This window comes from Pantoea stewartii, assembly GCF_011044475.1.
Taxonomy (GTDB): domain Bacteria; phylum Pseudomonadota; class Gammaproteobacteria; order Enterobacterales; family Enterobacteriaceae; genus Pantoea; species Pantoea stewartii.
The window spans coordinates 1,804,424-1,824,558 of record NZ_CP049115.1 but is presented as its reverse complement, the minus strand read 5'-3'; the positions used below and the strand labels follow the sequence as shown (position 1 = coordinate 1,824,558).

Annotated in this window: 15 protein-coding genes; 9 read left to right on the top strand and 6 right to left on the bottom strand. The window is 50.4% G+C overall.

What is annotated here, in order from left to right; all coding sequences use genetic code 11:
- The first annotated feature begins 294 nt into the window (after positions 1-294).
- Positions 295-1,245 (top strand): ATP-grasp fold amidoligase family protein, encoded by a 951-nt coding sequence (locus tag G5574_RS08605; protein WP_164482504.1) that lies wholly within the window; start codon positions 295-297, stop codon positions 1,243-1,245.
- Here G5574_RS08605 and G5574_RS08600 read toward each other — a convergent pair.
- From G5574_RS08600 to G5574_RS08590, 3 genes are all read right to left on the bottom strand, one after another.
- Positions 1,201-2,286, bottom strand: coding sequence for an ATP-binding protein (locus tag G5574_RS08600; RefSeq protein ID WP_039340098.1), 1,086 nt, complete (start codon positions 2,284-2,286; stop codon positions 1,201-1,203). The two genes, G5574_RS08605 and G5574_RS08600, sit on opposite strands and share 45 nt — an antisense overlap.
- Positions 2,283-2,981, bottom strand: a complete 699-nt coding sequence (locus G5574_RS08595) for a response regulator (protein ID WP_033739419.1) — start codon at positions 2,979-2,981, stop codon at positions 2,283-2,285. The genes G5574_RS08600 and G5574_RS08595 overlap by 4 nt, the downstream gene beginning before the upstream one ends.
- 187 nt (positions 2,982-3,168) lie before the next feature.
- Positions 3,169-3,699, bottom strand: coding sequence for a GNAT family N-acetyltransferase (locus G5574_RS08590; protein WP_033739417.1), 531 nt, complete (start codon positions 3,697-3,699; stop codon positions 3,169-3,171).
- Positions 3,700-4,348: 649 nt separating this feature from the next.
- On the opposite strand from G5574_RS08590, the gene G5574_RS08585 reads away from it, so the two are divergent.
- Entirely contained in the window at positions 4,349-7,450 is a 3,102-nt protein-coding gene (locus G5574_RS08585) for a multidrug efflux RND transporter permease subunit (RefSeq protein ID WP_164482503.1), read from the top strand.
- A gap of 276 nt (positions 7,451-7,726) precedes the next feature.
- Here the strand turns inward: G5574_RS08585 and ompC are convergent, their stop codons facing one another.
- Positions 7,727-8,830, bottom strand: a complete 1,104-nt coding sequence (gene ompC / locus G5574_RS08580) for a porin OmpC (RefSeq protein WP_164482502.1) — start codon at positions 8,828-8,830, stop codon at positions 7,727-7,729.
- Between the two features lie 998 nt (positions 8,831-9,828).
- Here ompC and G5574_RS08575 point away from each other — a divergent pair.
- From G5574_RS08575 to G5574_RS08555, 5 genes are all read left to right on the top strand, one after another.
- Positions 9,829-10,788 carry a hydroxyacid dehydrogenase gene (locus G5574_RS08575; RefSeq protein WP_033739411.1) on the top strand — a complete coding sequence of 320 codons (960 nt, stop codon included), beginning with the start codon at positions 9,829-9,831 and terminating at the stop codon, positions 10,786-10,788.
- 4 nt (positions 10,789-10,792) lie between these two features.
- Complete coding sequence (locus G5574_RS08570) at positions 10,793-11,491, top strand: RraA family protein (RefSeq protein ID WP_164482501.1); 699 nt, start codon at positions 10,793-10,795, stop codon at positions 11,489-11,491.
- 74 nt (positions 11,492-11,565) lie between these two features.
- On the top strand, positions 11,566-12,960 hold the full coding sequence (locus G5574_RS08565; protein ID WP_033739407.1) for a DASS family sodium-coupled anion symporter: 1,395 nt from the start codon (positions 11,566-11,568) through the stop codon (positions 12,958-12,960).
- 13 nt (positions 12,961-12,973) lie between these two features.
- The gene (locus G5574_RS08560) at positions 12,974-14,137 is read left to right on the top strand and encodes a metallo-dependent hydrolase (protein ID WP_164482500.1); all 1,164 of its coding nucleotides are present in this window, start codon (positions 12,974-12,976) and stop codon (positions 14,135-14,137) included.
- A 139-nt stretch (positions 14,138-14,276) separates the two neighbouring features.
- A complete protein-coding gene (locus G5574_RS08555; RefSeq protein ID WP_164482499.1) occupies positions 14,277-16,160 on the top strand; it encodes a sigma 54-interacting transcriptional regulator in 1,884 nt (627 codons plus the stop codon).
- Here G5574_RS08555 and G5574_RS08550 read toward each other — a convergent pair.
- A complete protein-coding gene (locus tag G5574_RS08550) occupies positions 16,150-17,055 on the bottom strand; it encodes a LysR family transcriptional regulator (RefSeq protein ID WP_033739403.1) in 906 nt (301 codons plus the stop codon). The genes G5574_RS08555 and G5574_RS08550 overlap by 11 nt on opposite strands.
- A 98-nt stretch (positions 17,056-17,153) precedes the next feature.
- Here G5574_RS08550 and G5574_RS08545 point away from each other — a divergent pair, with 98 nt between their 5' ends.
- On the top strand, positions 17,154-17,747 hold the full coding sequence (locus G5574_RS08545; RefSeq protein ID WP_164482498.1) for an NAD(P)H oxidoreductase: 594 nt from the start codon (positions 17,154-17,156) through the stop codon (positions 17,745-17,747).
- Positions 17,748-18,081: 334 nt separating this feature from the next.
- Complete coding sequence (locus G5574_RS08540; RefSeq protein ID WP_164482497.1) at positions 18,082-19,095, top strand: zinc-dependent alcohol dehydrogenase family protein; 1,014 nt, start codon at positions 18,082-18,084, stop codon at positions 19,093-19,095.
- A 92-nt stretch (positions 19,096-19,187) separates the two neighbouring features.
- On the opposite strand, the gene G5574_RS08535 is transcribed toward G5574_RS08540, so the two are convergent.
- Complete coding sequence (locus G5574_RS08535; protein ID WP_054687222.1) at positions 19,188-19,856, bottom strand: ATP-dependent Clp protease proteolytic subunit; 669 nt, start codon at positions 19,854-19,856, stop codon at positions 19,188-19,190.
- Positions 19,857-20,135: the final 279 nt, after the last annotated feature.

Below are 20,135 nucleotides of genomic sequence, written 5' to 3'. Positions count from 1 at the left end.
TCACGCCGAGTCAAAACAGCGTGATAAGCCCTTGCTGAGGCGGCACTGACGCCGCTCTTGCATAAGAACGGGTTAATCGTTTTCCACGTGATAAAAAGATCACGAACCATTGAGCGGCATCGATATCAGAGAATAAACCCAAAAACCGCTTTGCACTTTGACCGAACGCACGATTAAAACGGGCCTGGGTGAGAGAGCAGAGTGAAACAGATAGCCTCCATTTGCGCTCCACAGTTCAGACAAACTCAGGCAACCTGGGGTGCTTATCATCCTGCCACCGTTGTGGAGGATGTCATGAATACCCTTACGTTTATTGCTAAATACTGTGAATACGGCCTCAAGGTTGCAAGGTGTTTTATTATTAATGATGCACGTTTTCATACGCAGCGATTGCGTATTTTACTGGGCAGAGAGCCTGACCTGATTCATCCGGTCACCCTGAATGAAAAAATGTGTCATCGGTTGATATATGACAGGAATCCGCATTATACGCAGTTGGCGGATAAATTAGCGGTGCGCGATTACGTGGCCAGCCGGACCGATGATGTGATGATTGTGCCACTCATTAACACGTATAAAAGCACCAAAGAGATTGCGTTAAACCGTTTACCCGCGACTTTCGTTTTGAAATGCAATCACGACAGCGGCAGTACGATAATCTGTAAAGACAAAGCGACGTTCAATATCAAAGCCGCTTTACTGAAGCTGGATTTAGCGATGAAAAAGAATATGTATTACACCACTCGGGAATGGCAATATAAAAACATCTCGCCGATGATTCTCTGTGAAGAATATATTGAATTGTTTGCAGGCCGTGAAAGAAGTACAATGCCTGAGATGTTGCGTATCCATTGTTTCAACGGTAATGCCAGCATTATTGAGGCGGATTTTACTGATGAGCAGGGCAGGGAATATGTCAATGTCTACAACAGAAAGTGGGAACTGCAGCCTTTCCAGATTGACTATCCTCATCATCCTGCGCCGATAGCCGAGCCCGCGTTGTTTTATCGCGCACTCTGTGCCGCGCAGGCGCTGGCAAAAGATATCGACTACTGTCGGGTCGATTTAATGCTGAAAGATGACAGCCTGTATTTTAGTGAAATCACCTTAACGCCTCAGCGCGGCAAGCTCAAAATAATGCCTCTGGAATGGGACGCTAAACTCGGCGCGTTGTGGCAACAGAAGCCGTATCAACCCACCTTATCCTGCCGATCTGCCCTGGCGCGCAACGGGCCAGCGCAATAAAAACAGCGACCCGCCCTGAGAAGACGTTTTATAGCCGATATCGCCACCGTGAGCCTGCATAATTGCTTTGGCGACCGACAGGCCCAGCCCGCAGCCTGTCGGATTGGCCGCACGACCTGCGATACCACGTTGAAACGGCTCGAACATATGACGCTGGAACTCTTCGGCTACGCCCGGCCCCGCATCTTCCACCTCAATAAAGTAGGCGCTGTCCCGGACACCGCTTCGCACAGCGATCGGGCCTGGCGTGGCGTAATTGCGTGCATTATCAAATAAAATCGTCAGGCACTGAATAATTCTGAGGGGATCACATTGCGTTATCGCCTGCGTTTTCTCCATGACCAGAGTGAATCCACGTTCACGGAACGGATGGCAAAACGCAGTACTGACGTTCTCCAGGATATCGCTAAACGGGACAGACTGGATATCCAGCGTAAACGAACCCCCTTCCGCCGCGCCGACAACGCGAAGGTCGTCGATCAGACGAGATAATCCCTCAGTCTGCCGCAAGAGGCTGATAAATAAGTGGGGTTCAGGCTCAAAAACGCCGTCGACCAGCCCCTGCAACCTGCCGCGCAGAATAGTCACCGGTGTGCGAAGTTCGTGGGCAATGGCCGCGTTCCAGGACTTCCTTTCGTTGTCCAGGGTCTGCAGTTTTTCCGCCATGTCGTTAAAGTCCCGGACTAACAGATTGACCTCGCCCAGGCGGCTCTGGCTGCTGGCGGCGCGCGCGCTTAAATCACCCTGAGAAATACGTCGCAGGCTGGCGGCCACGGAGCTTAAAGGGTGAAGGATTTTCGCGGTGAGTTTAAACGCAAACAGCAAGGCAATCAGGATGCAGAGAGAGGAACTGATGGCGATCCAGACCCAGTCGAAGACCGTCATATTTTCGCTGTTGCTGGCGGATAAGCCACCAGGGATATGATCAATGACAAAGCTGTAGAACAGATAGGAGCCCACCACCGCAACAAAAATAATGGCTAAGGCCAGAGTCAGCATAAACAAAAGAATTTGCCGACTGAGCGCTTTGTCTTTATTCACTTCTGTTCACCCAGCCGATAGCCCATGCCGCGAATACTTTCCGGTACGCCCGATATGCCACAGTTTTCGAATTTTTTGCGTAATTTACTCATGTGGCTGTCGACCGTTCTGTCCAGCGTATCGCTTTCAGGTAAGCAGGCGTTCAGCAACTCTTCCCGACTAAAAACTCTACGTGGGTATTTTGCCATGTGCGTCAGCAGTTTAAATTCTGTCGTGGTCAGGACAGGCGTCAGTGTCTGACCGTTGCTGTGGATCTCCACATAAAACTCATCGGGATAAAGCGTCATGAAACGGGTTTTAATCAGGTTATGCGGTGCCGCCTGAGGGTTGGCGCGGCGCAACACCGCCTCGATACGGGCCACGACCTCAGAAGGATTAAACGGTTTAACGATATAATCGTCCGCACCCAGCCGAAGCCCCATGAGTTTATCGATATCCTGGTCCAGGGCTGTGACCATGATGACCGGCGTATTGCTCTCTTTGCGCAATGTTGAAAGGACATTCCAGCCATCAACGCGGGGCAACTGGATATCAAGCAGCACTAAATCAGGCTGCAGGCGGGTGATCAATGTGAGGGCTTGCTCACCGTCAGCCGCATGGACGGTTCTCATCCCGGCTCGCTTGATGTAACTCATCAGGATATCGGAGATTTCAACATCATCCTCCGCCACCAGGATTAATTTGTCGTTATTCATGACGCCCTCAACATCAAAGTCAGAAACGGTTGCCGGTCAATGTCACATCCACACCAGAATGCGTCGCCTCGCAATCGGCACAGTATGTCAGTCGCGGCAGACCAGCAAAGCACACTGCGACATAACAGACATCAGGCCCTTGACGCATACAGCATGATGAGACCGCAGGAGGCTCGCAACAGTTCACTCACCACTCTTTTTGCAGCAGGGCAAAAACCAACGTGTCCTCATACACAGGCACACCGTCTTCCTGCGTAAAACAGACATACTCTTTGAAGCAGCCTTCCAGGCGCATCCCCAGACGGCGGCATAGCGCTTGTGAGCCTGCATTATCGCTTGCAACATACGCATAGAGGCGGCGGACGTCCCTGACGTTAAAGAGATAAGTAAACAGACAGGTCGTGGCTTCCAGTGCAAAACCCTGTCCCTGATAGTGTGGATTGACATACCAGCCAACGCTTAACGTATTGTCATCGGGCTCGGCCTCACCAGAAGCAAACAGATGGCCGATCACGGCACCCGTTTCTTTTAAACAGATGGCATATTGCGTGTCATCATCGCGCCTTTTTGCGGCTTCCTCTCTGGCGGCGGCCATGTCTTCCAGTTTTTCATCGTAAAAGCATGCGGGCTGGGGATCAGACAAATAAGCAAACAGCGCTTCGGCGTCGTCCGGCATAAAACGCCGCAGGATTAATCGTTCTGATTCTGCTATTTGCATAACGCACCTTTACGTGAGGAAATAGAATCGATAATAAAGACAGATGAAGCATTTTTAAAAGGCTGCCCTGTGTGAAAACTGGCGCTATATTACTGTTGATGGTTTGATGTTGTCCATCGCATATAAGCCATTCCCCCCGTTTTTATTTAATGATTTTCTTCTCCATATTCCCTCCATAAAAATGACATCATGGCTCATTGTTCGCGCGTTAAGCTGTAACTATGTGCATTATTATGAGACCGTTCGTGATGAGGTCAGGTATTTTAATCAGGTTAAGTTATTGCTGTTTATTTTGGTCATTACTCGCGACAGGAATAAGTCCCGCATCAGGCCTGTCTCAAAAAATTTATCGTGTTCCCCACGCAAAGCCGACGGTTATTGCGCTTTATTATCCAAAAAAAACGCTCACCGTTCACGCGTGGAACCGGCATTTTTGGCAGGCCGTCGCGACAAACGCCACAGCCTGGCGCGGTGGTCGGGTTACCCGGCTGTTATATAAGTCCGTTGTCCATCGGCTGACTGAAAACTGACGGTGGAGCGCGTCGGGTGAAATGCATCCCACAGATGCGCACAAAAGGGCGTCATGCGCTGAATAACACCTGATCAAATGCAGCAGGAACACACCTTACTTATTTTCTCAGGGTAGAACATGCCTCAGTTTTTTATTAACCGCCCCGTTTTTGCCTGGGTAATAGCCATCTTTATTATCGTGTCTGGCCTGCTCGCGATTCCAAAATTACCGGTGGCCCTGTATCCGTCTGTCGCGCCGCCTACCATTACCATTAATGCCTCTTATCCGGGCTCAACGCCGGAAACGATGAACAACAGCGTAATTGCCCTGATTGAGCGTGAGCTTTCTTCGGCGAAGCACGTGCTGTATTACGAATCATCCAGCGATACCAGCGGCATGGCTTCCATTACCGTGACCTTCGCGCCGGGAACCGATCCCGAGCTGGCGCAGGTTGACGTGCAAAACCGTATAAAAGTGGTGGAGCCTCGCCTGCCGCAGGTTGTGAGACAGAATGGCCTGAGCGTTGAAGCCTCAGGCGCAAATTTTTTGATGATTGTCGGGCTGACTTCGAAAGACGGTAAGCTGACTGACGCCGATCTGAGCGATTATTTTTCCCGTAACCTCTCCGAAGAACTGCGCCGGGTGGAAGGCGTGGGCCGCGTTCAGCTGTTTGGTGCCGAGAAAGCGATGCGGATTTGGATCGATCCCGTCAGGCTGAGTCAGTATCGTCTGTCCGTCAGCGATATTAACCGGGCGGTCAGCATCGAAAACGCACAGATTACGCCCGGCCGGACCGGTGATTCACCCGCTATCCCCGGTCAGCAGGTCAGCTATCCGCTGCTGGTCACCGGGCAGCTCGGCTCACCTGAGACGTTTGGTCATATTACCTTACGTGCCAATCCCGATGGTTCGCGCGTCATTCTGTCGGATGTGGCCCGCGTCGAACTGGGTTCCCAATCCTATGGTTTTGCTACGCGTGAAAACGGTCACGTGTCGACGGCGGCGGCCATTCAGCTGACGCCGGGAGCAAACGCCGTTAAAACCGCAGACAGGATCAGACATCGCCTGAATGAACTGAGTAACGCCATGCCCGAAGGCATGACCTACAGCATTCCGTTTGATACCACGCCGTTTGTAAAAATCTCCATCGAGAAAGTGGTTCATACCTTTATTGAAGCCATGGTGCTGGTCTTTCTCGTCATGTACCTGTTTTTGCAAAACATTCGTTATACCTTTATCCCGGCTATTGTGGCTCCGATTGCTCTGCTGGGCACATTTACCGTTATGCTGCTGTCTGGCTTCTCGGTCAACGTACTTACGATGTTCGGTATGGTACTGGCCATAGGGATCATTGTTGATGATGCCATCGTCGTGGTGGAAAACGTCGAACGTATCATGGCGGAAGAGGGGCTGGGCCCGAAAGAAGCGACCCGGAAAGCGATGAAAGAGATTACCGGCGCGGTCATCGGCATTACGTTAGTGCTGAGTGCCGTGTTTATCCCGATGGCGATGGCAAGCGGGTCGGTCGGCGCGATTTATCGCCAGTTTACGCTGACAATGGCTGTCTCTGTCTTGATCTCGGCATTTCTGGCGCTGAGCCTGACCCCCGCCCTTTGTGCGACATTGCTCAGGCCTGTCAACCAACACGCGCAGCAGAAAACAGGATTTTTTGGCGGATTTAACCGCCAGTTTGCCGCCATTACGGCGCTGTATGGTCGCGGCGTCAGTCGCTTACTGAAACGCGTCGGCAGTGCGCTGGGGGTTTACGCGGCGCTGTGTCTGCTGCTTTTCCTGGCGATGAAAAATCTGCCTTCGTCCTTTTTGCCTGAAGAGGATCAGGGCTACTTTATGACGTCCATTCAGCTACCCTCGGAAGCCACGGCAGCGCGCACGTTAAACGTGGTTAAGGCTTTTGAACAGGCGGTGCTTTCACGCCCCGCGACGCAATCGACCATCGCCATTCTCGGTTTCAGCTTTGCCGGATCCGGGCCCAACTCGGCGATGGCGTTTACGACTTTAAAAGGCTGGGACGAACGAAACGGCGCGACCGCCTTTTCTGAAGCGGCGCATGCGCAGGAACAGATGGCGATGAATCCTGAAGCGGAAACCTTCAGTTTGATCCCGCCCGCCATTGATGAGCTGGGAAACTCCTCGGGCTTTACCCTGCGTCTGCAGGATCGCGGTGGTAAAGGCCTTGCTGAACTGAAGAAGGCTGAAGCGCAGTTGCTCGCGCTGGCGGCAAAAAGCCCGGTGGTCCGCAACGTTTATGTCGATGGCCTGCCTGACGGACAGATGATCCGACTGAATATTGATCGCCAGAAAGCCTTCGCGTTGGGCGTCTCTTTTGAGGAGATCAGCCAGACGCTCTCGGGAGCGATCGGTTCGCTGTACGTCAATGACTTCCCGAACCGCGATCGTATGCAGCAGGTCATTATTCAGGCGGATGCGAGATATCGCATGCAACCGGACGACGTCCTGGCGTTATATGTGCGCAACGCGACAGGCGGCATGGTGCAGCTCGCTGAGTTTGTGCAGGCTCAGTGGGAAACTGCCCCCTTGCAACGGGTGCGTTATCAGGGCTACCCGTCAATAAAAATCACCGGTAACCCTGCACCAGGCTATTCAAGTGGCGATGCGCTTAACGAGATGGAACGTCTGGTAAGGCAGTTGCCTGAAGGGTTTGCCCTTGAGTGGAGCGGCGGATCGTTACAGGAGCAGCAATCTGCATCAGAAGCGCCCGCGCTCATGGTGCTGTCGATGCTGGTGGTCTTTCTGGTGCTCGCGGCGCTGTATGAAAGCTGGTCAGTTCCGATATCGGTCATGCTGGTCGTCCCGCTGGGACTGCTGGGAGCGGTACTGATGGTCAGCATGCTGGATATGCAAAACGACGTCTTTTTTAAAGTCGGGATGATCACTCTCATCGGGCTGTCGGCAAAAAATGCCATTTTGATCGTCGAGTTTGCGAAACAGATTCACGAAGGTGGTAAGGGGCTGGTCGACGCCACCTTAGCGGCTTCACGTATGCGTTTGCGGCCTGTTCTGATGACATCGCTGGCGTTTACCTTGGGTGTTGTACCGCTGATGCTGGCCACAGGGGCCAGCGCGACAACGCAAAAGGCGATTGGAACGGGCGTGTTTGGTGGCATGATCAGCGGCACGTTACTGGCCATCTTCTTTGTTCCGCTGTTCTATTTCTCGGTCATGAAGGTCGTGGAGAAACTGACGCGCAAGCGGTCTTAACAGTGTGCAGGGCCGCGTGGGCAAAGGCCGCCTCCTGGCGTGAAAAGCACAGTGGAGAAGACCAACGCCTTCTGCATTGTCGCCGGGAGGCGGGCGGAGCGTAAATAACGGACGTGCCTGTTTCGTTCGTGGATCTGGATTGTGAACGGGCCGCCCCACCAAAGATGCTGTCCGGTCAGTGCCGTGAGCGCCAGTTGTGAAACCGCAGAGCGATAAAAGCCGCACCATAAAAAAAGCCAGCGCAGAAAGCGCTGGCTTGATACAAGTACACCGGAATCAGAACTGGTAAGTCAGACCCACGGCCAGGATATTGTCGGTTGAAATACCGGCTGCCTGAGTAAAGTCGGTTTCATCAAGCAGGTTGATCTTGTAATCGATGATGGCTGACATGTTTTTATTGAAGTAATAAGCCGCGCCCACGTCGATGTATTTCACTAAATCCCGATCGCCATAGCTTTCAAGATCTTTCCCTTTTGACTGCAGATACGCGATGCTGGGGCGCAGACCGAAGTCAAACTGGTATTGTGCAACGAGTTCAACGTTCTGGGCTTTATTGGCGTAGCCTGGATTGCCATTACCAATGCGGGTAGCATTGTATGTCTGTGTATATTGGGCTGCCAGGTAAATAGCATTGGCATCGTATTTCAGGGCGCCTGAATACGTTTCAGCATTATCGCCTTCGCCCAATGCCAGGCCGTTCTGGTCCAGCGTACGCTTAGAATGCGAATAGGCGACACCGAAATTCACACCTTCTGGCAGAGCATACGTTACAGCCGCGCCATAGCCATCGCCATTCTGTTTCACTGCATTTCGGTTGTTATTGGTGAGACTGCCGCCTTCAGCGTTGGAGCCCCCATTTCTGCCCTGGTACTGCAAGGCAAAATTAAGGCCGGAGACCAGGCCAAAGAAATCGGTGCTACGATAGGTTGCCAGGCCATTGGCACGTTGCTGCATAAAGTTATCCGAGCCGTAGCTGTCACCGCCGAACTCTGGCAGGACGTCGGTCCAGGAGGTGACATCGTAAACGACGCCGTAGTTGCGACCATAGTTGACCGAACCATACTCACCGAATTTGAGACCGGCGAAGCCTAAACGTGTCCAGGACTGGTTTTCAGACCTTTCATCACGGTTCGCCTGCATATTGTATTCCCACTGACCAAATCCAGTCAGTTGGTTAGTAATCTGTGTTTCACCTTTTACACCGAGACGGGCATAGGAGTTATCCCCACGTCCGTCGTTATCACTGGTGAAATAGTGCAGCCCCTGCATTTTACCGTAGAGATCAATTTTATTACCGCCTTTGTTATAAACTTCCGCAGCATTTGTTACGCCTGCGGCGAATAAGGTGGTAACGGCCACTGCAACTAAGTTAAGTTTCATTAAAGAAATCCTTTTAATTATGTTTTATCTCGACCAGAGAAATTGAAAGGTATGGTGCGCTTAAATAGCGCGTTATTTTTAAAATAGAATGCAGTGTAAATTCAATAATAAGTTTCCGTAAGATCTTGTTTGTTTTTGTTTATATGATCCCGATCCAGTAATCAGTGATTATTTGTTATCACTTTATTATGCTGTTTGATTTTATTGTGATATTTATTTTGAATGTTTTTGTATATATTTTTACCTTGGCGGTGTTTGTTGTTACTGCTTCTTATTTTTACTTTTTGTTTGAATTTTTATGGGTGTCGCTGTGATGGTTTATGTCATTTTTTGTATCGATCAGAAGTCGTAACTAGCATGTTAATTACAGAGGCATATCTTAAGTAATAGTTAAAGCTGTATCGAATTATATTATTAGACTTCGAGTGAAAGGCAGCGTGAATAGTGTCAAGAGAGAGGTGTTTTGCAGATGACACTAACGCTGTAATGAAGATTTCTTAAAAAATGCCCATCAAGCCTCCTGACGCTGTTGCAGCATCGGTTAAAACATCGGGCCTGATCGTTTTCTGTATTAGCCTGCCAGCACAAAAAATGGAGCAGGTTGCTAAGCGTATTCATTTTTTTAGGTGACACCTTAGAAAGGTACGCGTGATTAAAGCGCGTTTTTATCATACCTGTACGGATTGCAGTAATAAGAAGTCTGCGTCGATGCATCAGGTGTTCATAGATGATGCGGTGTTGATGTTTAATTCGCTGTTAACGTATTCACATCTCGCATTTCAAAATGAACTCACTATCCGAAATGGGTTTTCTTTTTGAAATTCTCATTTTTTTATTTCGTGACGCATTTCACTTTTACCCCTTCACCTTCTTTTACGGCCAAATAAATTAAATCCTTTCTTCTCAGGCGATTGCATTATTTCTTCTGTTTTTTTATCGGGTCTGGCACGGCGTCTGCAAACAATAACGTTGTCGCGTATAACACTGGAGATAATGGCATGGCTTATAAAATTTTACTCCCACAGGAAATTATGGCGGAAGGGAGAGCGTATCTGGAGAGTCGGGGCTATGAATTAATTACGGGCTCTGGCATGGAAGAGGAAGACATTATTCGTGATATTCCCGACTGTGATGGCATCATCGTTCGGCTTTCAAAAATGTCTGAACGTGTATTTAACGCCGCGAAAAAACTCAAAGTCGTCGCACGACACGGCGCGGGCTACGATACTGTCGATCTTGAGGCCGCGAAACGTCACGGTGTTGTGGTGCTGAATGCGCCGGTGGCGAACAGCATGTCCGTGGCCGAACTGGCTATTTTTTACATGCTGCACTGTTCCCGCAATTTCAGGTTGGTTGAAGAGAAAATGCTTGAGGATTACTACTGGGCAAAATTGCGCACGCCCAAAGTGGAACTGGATGGCAAAACGCTGGGATTAATTGGTGTAGGCAATATTGGCTCGCGCGTCGCTGTTAAAGCCTTACGGGGTTTTAATATGAAAGTGATTGCATACGATCCCTATAAGACGCAGGAACAAATGCCAGACGGCGTTGAACGTACAGATGATATTGACCGTATTTTCAGCGAAAGCGACGTTGTCTCTTTGCATTGCCCGACAACGGCAGAGACCCAGAATTTCGTCGGAGAAAAGCAATTTGCCATGATGAAACCGACGTCTTACTTCATTAATACTGCGCGCGGCAAACTCGTCGATGAAAAAGCGCTGTATCACGCCCTCAGTCACCACCTTATTGCCGGCGCAGGTCTGGACGTCTTGAAGAAAGAGCCCTTCGACGCCAGCGATCCGATTTTTTCACTCAGCAATGTTGTTATTGGCCCTCATATCGGTGCCGCAACGAAAGAAGCCACCGACAGAGCCTCACTTCATACCGCCATAGGGATTGATGAGGTGCTGTCGGGTAAAAAACCAACCTGGCCCGTTCCTGGCTTTGGAGAATAATAAAATGACTATTGGAAATCGTATTTATTTAAAACGTCCTGCAGGTAAGCCTGATTTACTCAAGGAATACGCGCAACTTCCCGCTGCGAATATCGCCGATACCATGAATCGTATTGCGGTGTTGGGCAACGGTATCAGGCGGATTTCTTCCCCTCAAAAACCGGTTATGGCGGGTTATGCCATTACGGTGAAAGCGCGCGCGGGCGACAACCTGATGTTGCATGCCGCACTGGATATGGCGAAGGAGAATGACGTTATTGTCGTATCTAATGAAGGTGACCGTTCGCGAGCCCTGATGGGCGAAATCATGGTGGCTTACGCGCATCACTGCAAGAAGATCGCTGGCATCGTGCTGGATGGCCCCATCCGCGACATTGATGCTTTGTCACAGTTGGATTTTCCCCTTTTTGCTACAGGGTCAAACCCGGCCGGTCCGTTTAAAGAAGGTCCTGGCGAAGTGAATACACCTGTTGCGGTGGGTGGCGTAGCCGTGTGCCCTGGCGATCTCATTATTGGTGATGCGGATGGCGTAATTGTTGTTCCTTTGCATGATGCAGAACCCTTACTCGAAAAAGCTAAAGCGTATGCAGCATTCGATGCGAGCAAAGTTGAAGCCGCAAAAAACGGCACGGCAAATCGTGAATGGGTCACCAAATCACTGGAAGAAAAGGGCGTTGAATTAATTAACGACGTATTTCGTTAGTCGACCAATATAATATCCATTCGCTCAAACCACGGGAGTCATGCTCTCGTGGTGATAAGCAAAGGTAAAAATATATGTTCTCTTTAAAAATCTTATTGATCGTGTTTTTCCCGGTTTTATTCTGGATCTTGCCTAACCCTGACGAGATTTCCGCCACGACCTGGCATATGGTCGGTATTTATCTGGCGATGTTATGCGGGCTGGTATTTCGGCCTTTTACGGATGCGATTATTATGCTCATTATCCTCGGCATCGCATCTGTTTTTATCGATCCCCATATTCTGTTTGCAGGTTATGGCACGGCCATGGTCTGGTTTATTATCAGCGCCTTTATTATTTGTAAGGCATTCGTTATTACCGGACTGGGTAAACGTATCGCCTACATCTTACTGAAACGCTACGGCAGAAATACTCTGACGCTGGGTTATCTGATGATGGTTACGGACACCGTGCTGGCTCCGGCCACCGGCTCGAATATGTCGCGCTCTGGCGGTATCGTCTATCCCATTTTCCGCAACATTGCTGAAGCGTTGGGCTCAAAACCTGACGAGGGTAGCCGCCGGATTGGTTCCTACCTGACGATTCTGATGTATGTCGTATCAATGGGAACATCCAGCTTGTTTTTAACCGGTATGGCCACCAACGCTATCACCGTGTCACTGGCTAACGAAATTATGAAGGTCGATCTGGACTGGATGACCTGGTTTAAGGCGGCCATTATTCCGGCCGGATTAGTTCTGCTGCTGTGTCCCTGGATACTTTATAAAGTTTATGCGCCTGAACTGAAAAAAATTGATAACGTCAATGAGATCGCTGAACAGGGACTGCGTGAACTCGGACCGGTGAAGCGCGAAGAGAAACTGCTGATCGTGTTTTTTATTCTGGGCGTTTTGGGATGGATGACCGGCTCAGTAACGGGTATTCCTTTTATTCCGGTTGGCTTTGCATTCCTTGCCTGCTTGTTGTTATTTAAAGTGCTGAGCTGGGAACATGTGGTCAGTGAAAAAGCGGCCTGGCAAACGTTTGTCTGGTACGGCGCGTTCTATGGATGTGCTGTCGCGCTGTCAAAAGGCGGGTTCTACGTTTTCCTGGTGGGGGTGATTAAAAACTACCTGGATCTTTCTCATCTCAATGAATTTAGCGCAATTGGTGTGCTGATTTTTATCAGTCTTGCCGTACGTTATTTCTTTGTCTCAAACAGTGCGTTTGTCGTTTCTTTTTATCCCGTGTTGTTTACCCTCGGCATGACGACGCAGGCCAATCCAATGTACGTTGCATTGTCGTTGGCGTTTTCAGCAGGCTACGGTGCTCTCCTCACGCATTACGGTAACGGAGCGGGGGTTTTTACCTTCTCCAGTGGCTATGTGCCGCAAAAAACCTTCTGGCTGTTGGGCACAATGATGGTGCTGTTTAACGTCATTGTTTATTTCCTGCTCGGCATTCCTTACTGGAAATTCATCGGTATCTGATCGGAGGATAAACATGAAACTGGATCTTCGTATCAAAAATGGCCTGACGATAGACGGCCACGGCCAGAATTATATTCAGCGGGATGTGGGCATTATGGGGGATGTTATCGTTGATCTTACCCAGGTTGACGGCATTGAAGCTGAAACTGAAATTGATGCCGCAGGCTGTATTGTCCTTCCCGGTTTAATTGACTTTCATACTCATGTTTTTCATGGCGGAACGGCTATCAGCGTGAATCCAGACATCATTTGTTTGCCCAATGGCGTAACCAGCGTGGTTGACGCTGGCAGTAGCGGTTGGGTCAATTATGGATTGTTCCGTAACAGTGTGATCAACACGGCTACGGTAAGGATAAAAAGTTACTTAAATGTAGTAAATGTAGGCCTGTCTACGCTGGGTGGTGGGCCGACGGGATATCTGGAAAACACGAACCCGGCCAATTTTAATCGGGAAAAAATAAAGCAGGTTGTCAGCAAAAATGCAGACAATATTCTGGGCCTGAAGCTGCGCTACAGTCAGGATATTGCGAAAGGCAAATCCTACAGCAGCGATCCTTTTCTGACGACCGTTGCGCTGGCACGTGAGCTGAATACCTCGTTATGCGTGCACGTCACGGATTCCCAACGCCAGGCGGACGAACTCATCCCGCATTTCAACCCGGGTGATATATACGCGCACTGCTTTCACGGAACGGGTCACACCATCCTTAATGAGCAGGGCGAAGTGTACCCGTCGATTCAGGCAGCCCAGCGGAAAGGCGTCATCTTTGACTGTTCAAATGGCGTGGCGCATTTTGATTTTAATATTGCCCGTCATGCGATGGCGCAGGGATTTTATCCCGATATTATCAGCACGGACTTAACGCAGCGTAACAGCCTGCGTACGAATAAGGTCTACAGTCTGCTTCATGTCATGTCAAAATACCTGAATATGGGTATGTCACTGTTTGATATCGTAAAAGCGGTCACCAGCACCCCTGCCAGGCTAATGAAAATGCAGGGCCAGATCGGAACGCTCACACCGGGGGCATTTGCCGACATCGCCGTGGTTAAAATACGTCAGGCAAAAACCATTTTCGAAGACACGAGGGGCAATCAGTTACAAGGCGATCGCTATATTGATAACTGCTTAACCATCAGTCGTGGGCAGATCTGCTATCGCCGTCTGCATGTTTAATCACGCCTTATCCGTTCGCTCAGTCCTGGAATATTAACGCCAGGTGGCTTTTACGTGCCTGCACATGACGTCTGTCAATATAGGGGCAGACGTTATCTTTATACTTGTTCAGCGCGTTATCGATATAATCGGACTGTTAATGAAGTTCAATGAAATTGTCATTTTCTCTGTTTCAAAAACCATTACTCAGCGTATCTCTAATGTGCTGTTTGAAAAACAGCTAGAATTACCCGTCTACGAAATAGGTTATTCAGATGTGCTGGATAAAGCGAATGAAATGATTCGCGCCGGCACCAGAATCATCATCAGTCGTGGCGGTACCGCTGCCTTACTGCGCAGCAGCCTGGCCATCCCGGTGGTCGAAATTGCACATGATTTTCAAGGCGTGAACCGTATTCTGCAGGAAGCAAAAATCAAGTCACAGAAGATTGCTGCGGTCGGCTTTCCCCAGTTTTGCCACGCGCTTAAGCATTATCAACATATGACTCATGATAATTTCAAGATCTGTCAGGTCTATAATCATTACGATATCGATAATGTCGTCAAAAGCCTTGCGGAAAATAATTATCAGGTCGTGATTGGCGGTCTGACCGTTGCTGAAATGGCCAAAAAATATGGTCTGAAGGTTGTAATGGGGGATACCGATAATATCTCTATTGAACAGGCCATCAACGAGGCCTTCAGCCTGTTAAAATATATTAACCAGGAAAATCTGAAGCTGGAGATAAGTCAGTCCGCGATAAATCAGTCACGGGAAGGCATTATGTGTCTCGACCCGATGGGGACTGTCGTCACAATAAACAGCAAAGGAAAAGCGCTTTTTCAGTGCCGCGTCGGGGAGAAAATATACAAAAAAGAAGGATTCAAAGACGTATACAACGCCATTATTGACGAGTCTGACGTCAGCGATATGACCCTTGAACTTGACGGGGAACGCATTTCTGTCGCGATAAAGCATTACTGTAAGCGGCAGGAGAGCTATTCAATCGTGACCGGCTGTCTGCAATCGCAAGCCCCGTGGCGAAACACGGTCAGTAAAAAGCGAAAACAGCGTGCTTTTTATACCCGTTACACCTTTGATGATATTGTTGGTGAGTCAGCCAGTATTAAGTCAGCGATCGAAAAAGCAAAGCGTTGTGCCAGCCATGATGCACCTGTCCATATTTTAGGTGATACCGGTACGGGTAAAGAATTGTTCGCTCAAAGCATTCACCAGCACAGCACCCGAAGCCACAGCCCGTTCATTGCGATTAACTGCGCGGCGATTCCTGAAAGTCTGCTTGAAAGTGAACTGTTTGGTTATGCTGACGGGGCATTTACCCAGGCCCGAAAAGGGGGCAAGCCCGGTATCTTTGAGATGGCGATGAAGGGCACCGTATTTATTGATGAAATCAGCGAGGCCCCACTCAACGTACAGATCAAATTACTGCGTGTGCTACAGGAAAAACAGTTTGTTCGCGTGGGCGGTGATGGGCTGATTGCGGCGGATTTTCGACTCATAACAGCAAGTAATAAAGATTTGAAGGCGCAGATAACCATGGGCGCTTTTCGTCAGGATCTTTATTACCGTATCAATATCCTCACACTCCGGCTTCCCGCGCTGACTGAGCGTAAAGGTGACGTTGAACCTCTTATCCGGCATTTACTTCACCAGCAGGGAAAAGACAGGGTCTTTTCGCCGGATGCGCTGGCGTATTTAAACCGTTATCACTGGCCGGGGAATATACGAGAACTGCAATCGGTCGTGTGCAGACTGGCGGTATTTCATCAGGGCGGTACGGTCGATAAATCGACCGTGATCTCGTTGCTTGAGGATGAGCAGGTACTCAATAACGTGGTGTATGAATCATCCTCTTTGGCGTGCACAGACGCTGAAACCGATCTTCTGAAAAAACAGGAGCGCCGGCTAATTATTGACGTGATGGCAAAATGCCATGGTGATAAAACCCAGGCGGCGGCAATGCTGGGGATCAGTGCGACCACCTTGTGGCGTAAGCTAAAAGCGTATGAGATCAGCGGCTGAACGTCGACAACGGTGCCGCTTTGATATAGTCAATAAACGTCCGCAATGCCGAAGACATATACTGGCGATTAGGATAATAAAATTGCAGGCTGGGCCGTTCCGGTAACCAGTCCTCCAGTACCGAGATCAGACTGCCGTTTGCCAGATGATCTTTCACCTGCTCGTAATAGAGATAGCCGAGTCCCGCACCCTGCAGTACGGCATCCAACTGTGAATCCATGTCGTCAAGGATAATGTTTCCGCCGGGAAGAAGCGCAAACTGGCCGTCCGGTCCGTTGAATTCCCACTGATAAATCCGGCCACTGCGATGACGAAACATGACGCACGGGTGCACGTCGATTTCGCGTGGATGCGTGGGACGAGGATGACGGGCAAAATAATCGGGACTGGCCGCGACCACCAGTTTGACTTTTGGCCCTACCGGCAGGGCAATCATGTCTTTTTCCAGCGTACTGCTCAGGCGAATGCCCGCATCAAAACCCTCTTTCACAATGTCGACCAGCCTGTCTTCTGTCGTGATTTCCACACGAATGTCCGGATAGCGCTGGCTAAACCCGGTGACCAGCGGAATCAGCACCAGACGTGAGGCAAGGCGCGAGGCATTGATTTTCAGCACGCCCATCGGCGTCTGGCGATAGCAGTTGGCTTCATCCAGCACCATGTTGATTTCATCGAAAGCGGGGCGTAAACGTTCAAACATACGGGCGCCGGCTTCGGTGAGTGACACGCTGCGCGTGGTACGGTTAAACAGGCGAATTTTCAGCCGCTGCTCCAGTTGCTTAATCGCGTGGCTGACTGCCGATGGCGACAGTCCGAGTTCATCTCCCGCGGCGCGAAAACTGTTGTGCCGGGCAACGGCAATAAAAGTCGCGAAGTCATAGACGTTCAGTTTCATTGATGAAAATCCCTCATTAACCTGTTTCAAATCATACGATTCCCACAGCAATGTCGCGAGCGTAAGGTGCTTTCGTCAGCACAAAAATGAGGTGAACGATGAAACAACATGTCTATATCGTCTGGTCGCATCCGCGCAGGAATTCATTAACCGCGCAGATGGTCCACAGCCTGCGCCAGCGCGCAGAGGCGCGCGGCGCCCATGTTACTGAACTGGATTTGTATCGCAGCGATTTTGATCCGGTGTTACGTGTCGAGGATGAACCGGAGTGGGGCAACCCGGATAAGCGCTATTCGCCAGAGGTCCACCGCCTGTTTGCTGAACTGGACAATCAGGACATTATCTTCTTTGTCTTCCCGGTGTGGTGGTACAGCTTTCCGGCCATGTTGAAAGGCTATCTTGAGCGCGTATGGAATTATGGCCTGGCCTATGGTGAGCAAAACCGGTTAACGGCAAAAACGGTGCGCTGGCTGGCGCTGGCGGGCGGCTCCCATCGGTCATTTATTAAATATGGCTGGGAGAAAAACATCACCGATCATCTTTTGGGCGTTTCGGCTTATCTGGCGATCCGCGATGTGGACGTCCATTTCCTCTACAACACGTTAGGGGTTGAGGAGGCCATTCAGGATGACGCCAGCCACTATGCACAACTCTTTGAGCAAATGTATGCGGTGGTAGACAGCACGGTTTAACGCGAGGCAGGGCGCCAACAGGCGCCCTTTAACATGCTCACCCGTACAATGAACGACGCGCGGGGTGCTCTGCTTCGCAGTGCCCGTTTTGCAAGGCGCGAGCGTGCCCTTTACGGCCGTTTAGCGGGAAACGGAGGCGCGCGTTGACAGCGCTGCGACATTAATCACGGTGATGATGGTCACGCCTTTAGCCCGGTCACCGTACCCTCGCGCAGGCCTGAGCGTATTCTCTTTGCCGCGGTCCGCTTCCTGATGACGACATTTTACAAAATCTCCCTGTGGACTATGTTAAGCAACATGTCTTAAGAAAACACATCAGGCAACGGAGAACGTAATGAAAGCAATGACCCTGAAAGCCCCTGGCGGACTGCAGAACATCCACCTGTCAGACCGAGCCGATCCGGGACTGCCGGGAAAAGGCGAAATCCGGGTTGCCATCAAGGCCAGCTCACTGAATTTCCATGACCTGGTCGTCGCGACCGGGCAATTTCCCACCGAAGATGGCCGCATACTGCTGTCCGACGGCGCGGGCGTGGTGGAAGCCGTGGGCGAGGGCGTGACCGATTTTCGCGCAGGTGATCACGTCGTGTCGACATTCTTCCCCGTCTGGCTGTCCGGCAAACCCACCGCGGACGTCGGCGGCTTTGCCCACACGCCGGGCGACGGCATTGATGGCATGGCCAGTGAATACGTTGTGCGGGCGCAGAGCGCCTTTACCCATGCGCCAAAAGGCTGGACGCACGCTGAGTCAGCCACCATTACGACAGCTGGCCTGACCGCCTGGCGAGCACTGGTGACCGAAGGCAATCTTCAGGCTAATGATACCGTGTTGGTGCAGGGCACCGGCGGTGTATCTATCGCTGCCTTACAAATCGCTAAGGCCATGGGCGCGAAAGTGATTGCCACCTCCTCTTCGGATGAGAAACTGGCGCGCGCCCGACAACTGGGCGCAGACGAAACCATTAACTATCGCACGACGCCAGAGTGGGGGAAGAAGGTGCTCGAACTGACCGGCGGCGTGGGCGTGGATCAGGTGGTGGAAGTGGGCGGACCTGCCACGCTGGGTGAGTCGCTGAAAGCGATCAAAGTGGGCGGCCACATTACCCAAATCGGCATCATTTCCGGCGATGAAGCCCGGCTGTCCATTTTGTCTGTCCTGGCGAAGCAGGTCACCATCAAAGGGGTGATCGTTGCCAGCCGACAGGATCAGATCGATTACGTGAACGCGCTGGAAGGGATGAATCAGAAGCCCGTCGTTGATCGCCTCTTCCGTTATCAGGACCTCGCCGAGGCCTTTGCCTGGCAGCAGAGCGGTTCGCATTTCGGCAAGATCTGTGTGGAATGGTGAGTCACGCGCAGTAAGGCTGGTGTGTCCGTAGAAACGGTGCCTGATGAGGGCTGAAACCAGAACCTTCATCAGGCATCGCGGCCTGCGCAGGATTAATTATTGTCGTGAATATAATAGGCCGCGTCAGCGGGCATAAAATGGCTGAGCCCGCCTGTCGCAATGCCGACAGCCAGTGCGTGTTGATTATCCAGCAGCATATGGTTGTCTTCGCTGTAGGTAATTTTGTCGATTTGATCATCCGTCAGGTTGGTACAGGTGTGATAAATATTTTTAATAATATTGCGGAATCGGCTGCTAAATTCATTTTTTTCAACCAGCATATTTTCTGAAAAATTTCTGTCCTGAGCATCATGAATCGTGGGCGCATGTAATAAAAAAATCGAATCGTCCATGGTTAGCCGTTTCTTTGCGCCACAATAAATTAAGGTTGCTGAGGATTCGACGGAGGACATATTCACGGTGGTCACCGGAATGGGTGAGTCCTTCACTATCTGATAGCCCATTTTCCCGGCATCAACATCACCGCCGGGGCTGGTGAGATAAAGCTGTATCTCCGTAGCGGCTTTGTAGTTTTGCGCAATCTCGTCAATGGCGGCGGACAGGGCCATAATTTTGTTCTGCGTTATCGCGCCAGTGAAAGCAATTTTTACTGTTTTAACGGTGTTGGGTGGGCGCTTCTCGTCAACGACTTTGTTCATCGCCGCCTGTGAGGTAAAACTGGTCAGGACAAAAACGGCAGCCGCACAGAAAATATATTTCATATTAACTCCATCCTTTTTGCCCTTTAATTATCAGTGCGACATTATATCTGCAATATCTATTATCATTTTGCACGCGTTTGTTACCGCTAAAAATATATTTCAGTATTATGGCTTTTAAATGACTTTTTCAAAATAACCTGCGGCGACGCTAATTTTGTCGAAGAGGGGAACAACGAAGCCGCATCACATATGCAGTCCGGTAAACGGCATACTGCTTTTCAGTATTGTCAGCACCGCAGGGCACCGTGCTGCTTTTATCGCACGGCTCCGCTTTTCCTG

Bases quoted from the DNA above. Each gene is read 5' to 3' on its own strand.
- G5574_RS08605 (WP_164482504.1), top strand. From the start codon at position 295: ATGAATACCCTTACGTTTATTGCTAAATACTGTGAATACGGCCTCAAG.
- G5574_RS08595 (WP_033739419.1), bottom strand. From the start codon at position 2,981: ATGAATAACGACAAATTAATCCTGGTGGCGGAGGATGATGTTGAAATC.
- G5574_RS08590 (WP_033739417.1), bottom strand. From the start codon at position 3,699: ATGCAAATAGCAGAATCAGAACGATTAATCCTGCGGCGTTTTATGCCG.
- G5574_RS08585 (WP_164482503.1), top strand. From the start codon at position 4,349: ATGCCTCAGTTTTTTATTAACCGCCCCGTTTTTGCCTGGGTAATAGCC.
- ompC (WP_164482502.1), bottom strand. From the start codon at position 8,830: ATGAAACTTAACTTAGTTGCAGTGGCCGTTACCACCTTATTCGCCGCA.
- G5574_RS08575 (WP_033739411.1), top strand. From the start codon at position 9,829: ATGGCTTATAAAATTTTACTCCCACAGGAAATTATGGCGGAAGGGAGA.
- G5574_RS08570 (WP_164482501.1), top strand. From the start codon at position 10,793: ATGACTATTGGAAATCGTATTTATTTAAAACGTCCTGCAGGTAAGCCT.
- G5574_RS08565 (WP_033739407.1), top strand. From the start codon at position 11,566: ATGTTCTCTTTAAAAATCTTATTGATCGTGTTTTTCCCGGTTTTATTC.
- G5574_RS08560 (WP_164482500.1), top strand. From the start codon at position 12,974: ATGAAACTGGATCTTCGTATCAAAAATGGCCTGACGATAGACGGCCAC.
- G5574_RS08555 (WP_164482499.1), top strand. From the start codon at position 14,277: ATGAAGTTCAATGAAATTGTCATTTTCTCTGTTTCAAAAACCATTACT.
- G5574_RS08550 (WP_033739403.1), bottom strand. From the start codon at position 17,055: ATGAAACTGAACGTCTATGACTTCGCGACTTTTATTGCCGTTGCCCGG.
- G5574_RS08545 (WP_164482498.1), top strand. From the start codon at position 17,154: ATGAAACAACATGTCTATATCGTCTGGTCGCATCCGCGCAGGAATTCA.
- G5574_RS08540 (WP_164482497.1), top strand. From the start codon at position 18,082: ATGAAAGCAATGACCCTGAAAGCCCCTGGCGGACTGCAGAACATCCAC.
- G5574_RS08535 (WP_054687222.1), bottom strand. From the start codon at position 19,856: ATGAAATATATTTTCTGTGCGGCTGCCGTTTTTGTCCTGACCAGTTTT.